The sequence below is a fragment of the Streptomyces sp. 8P21H-1 genome (assembly GCF_013302945.1).
In genome coordinates this window covers 1-8,543 of the sequence record NZ_JABTYA010000297.1, presented here as the reverse complement: position 1 = coordinate 8,543, position 8,543 = coordinate 1, and the positions used below count along the sequence as shown (strand labels likewise).

Genomic DNA, 8,543 nt, shown 5'->3' with positions numbered 1-8,543 from the left:
CACGCGCAGCCCGTGCACGCGGTCACGTTCGCGTGCGCGGCCGGCGCGTGCCGCCCGCGGCCAAGCGTGCCGAAGGGCCCGCACCCGGTCGGGTGCGGGCCCTTCGGAGAAGAACGTCGCTGCAGTAAGTCGACGCGTGCTTCAGCCGGTCGCCAGACGGACCATGTCCGCCTGCGGCCCCTTCTGGCCCTGCGAGATCTCGAAATCGACCCGCTGACCCTCTTCCAGGGTGCGGTAGCCGTCCATCTGAATCGCGCTGTAGTGGACGAAAACATCCGCACCACCGTCGACCGCGATGAAGCCGTACCCCTTCTCCGCGTTGAACCACTTGACGGTGCCCTGAGCCATGCCTAACTCCCCTATTACTGGCCCTTGCACAGATCCGCACTTCGCGGATCCGGGTCAGACCTCACCCCCCAACGGTTGGGGGTGTGCGCCGGAACGCGTCGACCGCGGCTGAATGTATCTGCCCAACTGCCCTCTGCAACAGGTCAGTCCGACGAGAATTCCAGGCACGGTTGATCGGAAATTTGTGAAGGATTCACGTGGATCCAGGGCAAGTCGGGCCCCACAAATGCCATAAACGGCTTGAAAGCGCCGGGCACTTTGGCTGCTTCTTGTCGAACCCCGAGCGTCGCCCCCTATGCGCGGAGCGGGCGGAGTGAAGCAGGTTCCCCAACTGTACCTCGCTCAACCATAGGAATTGCCCCCTCCACTTCTCTCCCGGAGGGGGCAATTCGATGAACTCTGCGTGTTCGGCATTACCTGAAGTAATTTCCGGCCACCTGACCGGTTTCGGCTCAGCCGCCGGCGACCGCCGGGATGATCGAGACACCGGCGCCGTCGGGCGTGGCGGTTTCCAGCCCCTGCTCGAACCGGACGTCGTCGTCGTTCACGTACACGTTGACGAACCGCCGCAGCTTCCCCTGGTCGTCCAGGACACGGGCCGCGATCCCCGTGTGGTTCTTCTCCAGGTCGGCGATGACCTCACCGAGGGTCGCCCCCTCGGCGGCCACTTCGGCCCGGCCGCCGGTGTAGGTGCGCAGGATGGTGGGGATGCGGACGTTGACGCTCATGGGACAGGACCTCCGTCGGGTGTGGGCGGCGTACGGCGCGGGAGGGGCGGGCGTGGGAACGGGCGGCGGCCGGGACCCGGCTAGGAACCGAGCCCGGCCTCGTGGAACGACTCCAGGTTCGGGCGGATGGTCGCGGTGAGCCCCGTGTCGGAGGCCACCGCGTCGAGGGTCTTCAGACCGTCACCCGTGTTGAGGACGACCGTCGTCAGGCTCGGGTCGAGCACCCCGTTCTCGATCAGCTTCCTGGCCACACCCACGGTCACCCCGCCGGCGGTCTCCGCGAAGATCCCCTCCGTGCGCGCCAGCAGCTTGATCGCGTCGACGATCTGCGCGTCGTCCACGTCCTCCACGGCCCCGCCCGTCCGCCGGGCGATGTCGAGCACGTACGGCCCGTCGGCCGGGTTGCCGATGGCGAGCGACTTGGCGATCGTGTCCGGCTTCTGCGGCCGCACCACGTCGTGCCCGGCCTTGTAGGCGGCGGACACCGGCGAGCAGCCCTCGGCCTGGGCGCCGAAGATCTTGTACGGCCTGTCCTCGACGAGACCGAGCTGGATCAGCTCCTTCAGGCCCTTGTCAATCTTCGTGAGCTGCGAGCCGGAGGCGATCGGCACGACCAGCTGGTCCGGCAGCCGCCAGCCGAGCTGCTCGCAGATCTCGTACGCCAGGGTCTTGGACCCCTCCGCGTAGTACGGCCGCAGGTTGACGTTGACGAAGCCCCAGCCCTCGCCCGCCGGGTCGCCGATCAGCTCGGAGCAGAAGCGGTTCACGTCGTCGTAGTTGCCCTCGATCCCGACGAGCTCGCCGCCGTAGACCGCGGCCATCACGACCTTGCCCTGTTCCAGGTCGTGCGGGATGAACACGCAGGAGCGGAAGCCGGCCCGCGCGGCGGCGGCGCCCACCGCGCCCGCCAGGTTGCCGGTGGAGGAGCAGGAGAGCGTGGTGAAGCCGAACGCCCGCGCGGCCTCCAGGGCCTGGGCGACGACGCGGTCCTTGAAGGAGTGCGTCGGGTTGCCGGAGTCGTCCTTGACGAAGAGCTTGCCGGCGTCGACGCCCAGCTCGCGGGCCAGGTTGTCGGCCTTGACGAGCTTGGTCCAACCGGGGTTGATGTTCGGCTTGTCGGCCACGTCCGCGGGAACGGGCAGCAGCGGGGCGTAGCGCCAGATGTTCGCGGGTCCCGCCTCGATCCGCCTGCGCAGCTCCTCCGTGTCGTGGCCGGAGAAGTCGTAGGCGATCTCCAGCGGGCCGAAACACTCCTCGCAGGCGAAGACCGGACCGAGCGGGACGCGGTGGCCGCACTCCCGGCAGGACAGCGCGGCGGCCGGACCGAGGTCGACGGGGTTCGCTGCCGTGTCCGCGACGGAGGCGGAGGGGAAGGCGGAGGCGGAATTCGTGGTGCTTGCAACTGTCTGCGCAGCCATGGAGGCGAGGCCCTTTCCTCATCTTCCTCACGACGCACTTCGCCGTGAGACGGAATTGGCACCTTCCCGAGCCGGGAGCCTCGCCGCGCTGATCAACGATGATCAGGACGAGACCGGCCGGAGGGTTGCCGGGGCTTCAACGGGCCGTGTCCCTCTGCCCCTCTGGATGAGCGGTATTCGGTTGTGGTGTCGCTGTCGATCCTGCTGTCGATCCTGGTGGTGCACGCGACGACCCCGGCATGCGATGGTCATCAGCGTTGTTCAAGACTGTAACCGAAGGCCCGGACGAGGGAGAGCACCGTCCGAACCGCGAGATGACCGTCACACCGGTCGGCGTCGCGACGGGCGACAAGCATCCCGATCAAGCATCCCGATGAACGTGAGGGAGAGCCGCACGTGCTGGAAGACGTCGAGCGCTGGCTGAGCACGCGCTCCTGGTCCGCCGAGGACCGCCCGCTCGAGAAGCTCATGGCCGCGAAGCGGTCCACCGGTTCCACGGTGAGCGTCGTCCTGCCCGCCCTCGACGAGGAGGAGACGGTCGGCGGGATAGTCGCCGTGATACGCCGTGAGCTGATGACGGCGGGGGCTCCGCTGGTCGACGAGGTCGTGGTGATCGACTCGGGGTCGACGGACCGGACCTCGGAGGTCGCCGCGGCGGCGGGGGCCCGTGTCGTGCACCGCGACGAGATCCTGCCCCGTGTCCCGGCCCTGCCCGGGAAGGGGGAGGTGCTGTGGCGCTCGCTGCTCGTCACCCGCGGGGACATCGTCGCCTTCGTCGACGCGGACCTGAAGGACTTCTCGGCGGACTTCGTCTCCGGGATCGTGGGGCCGCTACTCACCGATCCGGGCGTGCACCTCGTCAAGGCGATGTACGACCGGCCGCTGGGCGCCGCCGCGGGCCAGGGGGGCCGGGTCACGGAGCTGATGGCGCGTCCGCTGCTCAACATGCACTGGCCGCGGCTGGCGGGCTTCGTGCAGCCGCTGGGCGGGGAGTACGCGGCGCGGCGCTCCCTCCTCGAACGGCTGCCGTTCCCCGTGGGGTACGGGGTGGAGCTGGGCATGCTGGTGGACGCGCTGCACCTGGTCGGGCTGGACGCCCTCGCGCAGGTCGACGTCGGTGTGCGCCGGCACCGGCACCAGGACGGGCAGGCGCTCGGGCGGATGGCCGCGGCGATCTACCGCACGGCTCAGCTGCGGCTCGCGCGGGGGCATCTGGTGCGGCCGTCGCTGACGCAGTTCGAGCGGGGGGAACGCGGCTTCGAGCCGCGTACGTACGCGGTGGACGTGGAGGAGCGGCCTCCGATGACGGAGATCGCGGAGTACGAGGAGCGACGCGCGGCGTGACGCGGTTCCACTGCGTGGGGCGGCTCCACTGCGTGGGGCTCGGCGGTGTGTGCCGTTGCCGGCTGCGGCACCGTGGGGGTTGAGCGCGCAGTTCCCCGCGCCCCTTGCGGGGGCCGGGTCGGGGTCGTTGGGAGCCGGATGCTCCATACGCTTCCGTCCGCGGGGGAGTGGAACGTTTGAGTGGTTGGACCTGCGGCTAGATTTCGAGTCATGGCTTCCACCCGCAGCGACCGCGCCACCCACCCCGTCCTCGTCGCGTCCAACCGCGGCCCCGTCTCGTACACCCGGGACGAGTCCGGCGAGCTCACAGCCAAGCGCGGTGGCGGCGGACTCGTGTCGGGCCTCTCCGCCATCGGCCCGGACGCCGGCGCCCTGTGGGTCTGCTCGGCCCTCGGCGACGGCGACCGCGAGGCGGTGCGGCGCGGGATCGGCGAGGAGGGCGTCCGGATGCTCGACATCGACGCCGAGACCCACTCCGCCGCCTACAACGGCATCGCGAACTCCGCCCTGTGGTTCGTCCACCACATGCTCTACCAGACCCCCCTGGAGCCGGTCTTCGACACGGAGTTCCGGCGCCGGTGGGCGGCCTACGAGACGTACAACCGAGCCTTCGCCGAGGCGCTGTCCGAGGAGGCGGCGGACGGCGCCGCGGTCCTCGTACAGGACTACCACCTGTCGCTGGTGCCGCGGATGCTCCGCGAGCTCCGCCCCGACCTGCGGATCGGCCACTTCTCGCACACCCCGTGGGCCCCGGTGGACTACTTCCGGCTGCTGCCGGACGACATCGCGGCGCAGGTGCTCGACGGCATCCTCGGCGCCGACCGGGCCGCGTTCCTCACCCGGCGCTGGGCGGACGCGTTCACCGCGTGCTGCGAGACCGTACTGGGACCCGGCGCCGCCTCCGGCACCCGCGTCGGCGTGCACGGCCTCGGCGCGGACGCGGACTTCCTGCGCGAGCGCGCGCACCGGCCCGACGTCGACGAGCGGATGGCGTCCCTGCGCGAGCAGATCGGCACCGCCCCCGACGGCACCCCCCGCAGGACGATCGTGCGGGTGGACCGGACCGAGCTGTCCAAGAACATCGTGCGCGGCCTGCTGGCCTACCGGCAGTTGCTGGAGGACCGGCCCGAGTGGCGCGAGCGCGTGGTGCACGTGGCGTTCGCCTACCCGTCGCGCCAGGACCTGGCGGTCTACCGCGACTACACGGCCGAGGTGCAGCGGGTCGCCGAGGAGATCAACGCCCGGTACGGGACGGCGGGCTGGACCCCGGTGGTGCTGCACGTGAAGGACGACTTCGCGCGCTCGCTCGCGGCGTACCGACTGGCCGACGTGGCCCTGGTGAACCCCATCCGCGACGGTATGAACCTCGTCGCGAAGGAGGTGCCGGTCGTGGCGGACGACGGCTGCGTGCTGGTGCTCTCGCGGGAGGCGGGGGCGTACGAGGAGCTGGGCGAGGACGCGGTCGTGGTGAACCCGTACGACGTCGTGGGCACGGCGGACGCGCTGCACCGGGCGCTGACCGTGCCGACGGCCGAGCGGGCCGAGCGGACGAAGCGGCTGGCCGCGGCGGCGACCGCGCTGCCTCCGACGCAGTGGTTCCTGGATCAGCTCCACGCGCTGCGTGAAGCTCCGCAGGCCGGTGGGGATGGTGGGGTGGCTTCTGCCGGATGACGACTGCCGGTCCGGTGAGGGCCGGTCGCGCAGTTCCCCGCGCCCCTGAAAGGGCGCGCTGCCCCCTTCGCGGGGTGCAGCGCGCCCTTTCAGGGACTAAAGGGGTGCCAGGCGGTCGGCCAGGGTGGTGAGCAGCGTGGCCACTCCCTCCGGGCCGGCCACCACCAGGTCGGCGCGGTCGGCCAGTTCGGTGACCTCCGTGCTGCCACTGCACACCAGCAGGCCCGGGAGCCCCTCGGCGCGGAGCTTCTCCACCGCGGCGAAGGCCGGCAGGTCGCCCAGGTCGTCGCCGCAGTACATGACCGACTCGGCGCCCACCTCGCGTACGTACTCGCCGAGGGCCACGCCCTTGTCCATGCCGGGCGGGCGCAACTCCAGCACCATCCTTCCCGGTTCGACGATCAGGCCGTGCCGCTGCGCGAGCAGGGCGAGCGGCTCGCGCAGTGCCTCGAACGCGGCCTGGGGGTCCTGGGCGCGGCGGGTGTGGACCGCGACGGCCCGGCCCTTCTCCTCGATCCAGCTGCCCTGCCAGGCGCCGATGCCGTCGAGGAAGCCGGGCAGTTCGGCACGGGCGGCGGCGACGCCGGGGGGCGCGGCGGGGGCCCGGACGGTACCGGTGACGGCGTCCCAGCGCTCCGCCCCGTAGTGGCCGAGCACGACGAGGTGGTCGAGGCCCGGGACTCCGGCGAAGCCGCCGTACCGCACGGCGACACCGGCCGGCCTGCCGGTGACGACGGCCACGGAGGCCACCTTGGGGGCCAGTGCCGCGAGCGCGGGTACGGCGTCCGGGTGGGCGCGGGCCTGTTCGGGGTCCGGGACGATCGGCGCGAGCGTGCCGTCGAAGTCGAAGGCGAGGACGGCCTTGTGGGGCCGGGCGAGGATGGCATCGAGACCGTCCCGGCCCGCCGGGGTCACGGGGCTCGGGAGCGGCGATGGGTCGGGGTGACTGGCCATGCTTCGACCCTATCCGCCGAGGTGGGGGCTTACTCCTCCCGCTGGGCCCTGCGTGCGTCACGCACCCGCCGCAGCCGGTTGACCGTCACCGGGTCGTGGGCCAGGGCGCGCTCCGTGTCCAGCAGGGCGTTCAGCAGCTGGTAGTAGCGGACCGGGGCCATCCCCAGCTCCTCCCGGATGGCCCGCTCCTTGACCCCCGGCGCCTCCCACCCCCGCCCCTCCAACGCGAGCACGGCCCGCTCCAACGAGGACATCCCTCCATCACCCATACCCCCAACCTAACCCCCCGGCCTCTCGCCCCTGGGGGACGCGGGGAACGGCGCGGTCTTTGCGCTTTTGCTTTCAGGGGCGCGGGGAACTGCGCGATCTTTCAGGGGCGCGGGGAACTGCGCGACCGGCCCCCACCGGACCGGCAGTCGTCATCCGGCAGAAGCCACCCCACGCCCAACCCCGCCAACCAGCGGAGCTACTCCGCGCTCTGCGCCGCCACGGCAGCCCGCTGCAGATGCCCCAGCGTCACCGCCGGGTTCCCGCCCGCCTCCACCGCCGCACCGATCTGCCGCTTGATGTCCGCGCTGACGGCCGCCCACGACGTCTGCGCCACGGGATACAGCTCGGCGTTCGGCAGCTCCTCCAGGAAGTCGACGAGATCCGCGTCGTCCGTGTCCGCGGCCATCGCCTCGGACGCGGACGTCGTCACCGGCAGCAGGTCGTACTCGTGCGAGAAGTCGAGCACGTTCTTCTCGCTGTACACGTAGTCGAGGAACTCCCCGATCTGCTCCCCGTGCCCGTTCTCCTTGAACGCCGTCATCCAGTCGGCGACGCCCATCGTGGACCTGGACCGCCCGTCGACGCCGGGCATCGGCACCATGCCGAACTTCACGCCCTTCTCGGCGGCGGCCTTCATCAGCGTGGGGTGGCCGTTCAGCATGCCGACCTCGCCGCGCGTGAACGCCGCGAACGCCTGCGCGCGGTTGAGCTTCCCGGGCGCGACCGGCCCCGTGAGGCCCTTGCCGACCAGCTTCTCCTTGAGCCAGGTGAACGTGTCCGTGTTCTGCTCGGAGTCCAGCGTGTAGGAGCCGACCGTGTCGGTGTACCCGCCGTTGCCGCTGAGCAGCCACATCATCGTCTCGGCCTGGGCCTCCTCCGGCCCCAGGGGCAGCGCGTACGGGTACTTCACGCCCCGGGCCTTGAGCGCCGCCGCGGCGGACGCCAGCTGGCGCCAGTTCTCGGGCGGGGTGAGGCCGGCGTCCTCGAAGAGGTCCTTGTTGTAGAAGAGCAGCCGCGTGGAGGAGGCGAACGGCATGCCGTACTGCGTCCGGTTGATCTCCCCGGCCGCGGACAGCTGCCGTACGAAGTCGGCCTGGGTGTCTATGGAGAGCACGTCGTCGACCCGGTAGAGCTGTCCCGCGGCCGCGTAGTCGGCGTACGCGCCGATCTGGGCCATGTCGGGCGGGTCGCCGTCGGCGACCATGGCCTTGACCTTGGCGTCCACCTCGTTCCACGAGTAGACGCTCACCTCGACGTCGACATCGGGGTGCTCCTTCTCGTACGCATGGGTCAGCTTGTCCCAGTACTTCTGTGAACTGTTCGCCTGGGAGTCGCCGTAGTCCGCCGCCACGAGTCTCAGGGTGACGCCCCCCGACCCGCCGGAACTGCCGCAGCCTCCGAGAGCCGCGGTCACCCCCAGCGCGGAGACCACCGCGATCAGGCCTGTCACTCGCCGCTGCACTGCTGCCGTCCTCAACCCTGTCGAGCCTGCCGCCGCGCCCGCGCGTCCGTGTCCCCCCACGGATTCACCGGTGCGACCACATCTTTCGATTAGCAATTTTCGCTATAAGGTCTACACCACGTAAGTGGACTAGACCTCTCATGGGGTGAGGGGCGACACTGTGCGGGTGAGACACGTCATCGCCCTGGATGTGGGCGGCACCGGGATGAAGGCCGCCCTCGTGGGGGCGGACGGCGGGCTGCTCCACCGGGCCCGCCGCACGACCGGCCGCGAGCGCGGCCCGGACGCCGTCGTCGAGTCGATCCTCGCCTTCGCCGCCGACCTGCGGGCGCACGGCGAGCGCCACTT

At 70.9% G+C, this 8,543-nt stretch carries 8 protein-coding genes, 1 pseudogene and 1 riboswitch; of the genes and pseudogenes, 3 read left to right on the top strand and 6 right to left on the bottom strand.

What is annotated here, in order from left to right; all coding sequences use genetic code 11:
* Positions 1 to 141: 141 nt before the first annotated feature.
* From HO151_RS06315 to thrC, 3 genes are all read right to left on the bottom strand, one after another.
* A complete protein-coding gene (locus tag HO151_RS06315; RefSeq protein WP_007493268.1) occupies positions 142 to 348 on the bottom strand; it encodes a cold-shock protein in 207 nt (68 codons plus the stop codon).
* Between the two features lie 452 nt (positions 349 to 800).
* A complete protein-coding gene (locus HO151_RS06310; protein WP_173895112.1) occupies positions 801 to 1,076 on the bottom strand; it encodes a ubiquitin-like small modifier protein 1 in 276 nt (91 codons plus the stop codon).
* A gap of 80 nt (positions 1,077 to 1,156) precedes the next feature.
* Positions 1,157 to 2,494, bottom strand: a complete 1,338-nt coding sequence (gene thrC / locus HO151_RS06305) for a threonine synthase (RefSeq protein ID WP_173895111.1) — start codon at positions 2,492 to 2,494, stop codon at positions 1,157 to 1,159.
* 15 nt (positions 2,495 to 2,509) lie between these two features.
* Positions 2,510 to 2,667, bottom strand: a riboswitch (SAM riboswitch).
* Positions 2,668 to 2,890: 223 nt separating this feature from the next.
* Here thrC and HO151_RS06300 point away from each other — a divergent pair.
* Together HO151_RS06300 and HO151_RS06295 are read left to right on the top strand one after the other, a co-directional pair.
* Positions 2,891 to 3,838 carry a glucosyl-3-phosphoglycerate synthase gene (locus HO151_RS06300; protein WP_173895110.1) on the top strand — a complete coding sequence of 316 codons (948 nt, stop codon included), beginning with the start codon at positions 2,891 to 2,893 and terminating at the stop codon, positions 3,836 to 3,838.
* A gap of 210 nt (positions 3,839 to 4,048) precedes the next feature.
* Positions 4,049 to 5,509: a trehalose-6-phosphate synthase gene (locus HO151_RS06295; RefSeq protein WP_173895109.1), complete on the top strand. Its 1,461-nt coding sequence runs from the start codon at positions 4,049 to 4,051 to the stop codon at positions 5,507 to 5,509.
* 96 nt (positions 5,510 to 5,605) lie between these two features.
* Here HO151_RS06295 and otsB read toward each other — a convergent pair whose 3' ends face one another.
* From otsB to HO151_RS06280, 3 genes are all read right to left on the bottom strand, one after another.
* Entirely contained in the window at positions 5,606 to 6,463 is an 858-nt protein-coding gene (otsB, locus tag HO151_RS06290) for a trehalose-phosphatase (RefSeq protein ID WP_173895108.1), read from the bottom strand.
* Between the two features lie 29 nt (positions 6,464 to 6,492).
* The gene (locus HO151_RS06285) at positions 6,493 to 6,732 is read right to left on the bottom strand and encodes a DUF3263 domain-containing protein (protein ID WP_173895107.1); all 240 of its coding nucleotides are present in this window, start codon (positions 6,730 to 6,732) and stop codon (positions 6,493 to 6,495) included.
* A gap of 197 nt (positions 6,733 to 6,929) precedes the next feature.
* Positions 6,930 to 8,195 (bottom strand): extracellular solute-binding protein, encoded by a 1,266-nt coding sequence (locus HO151_RS06280; RefSeq protein ID WP_173895106.1) that lies wholly within the window; start codon positions 8,193 to 8,195, stop codon positions 6,930 to 6,932.
* A gap of 166 nt (positions 8,196 to 8,361) precedes the next feature.
* Between HO151_RS06280 and HO151_RS06275 the strand changes: the two are divergent.
* Positions 8,362 to 8,543, top strand: a pseudogene (locus HO151_RS06275) (ROK family protein); the annotation flags it as partial.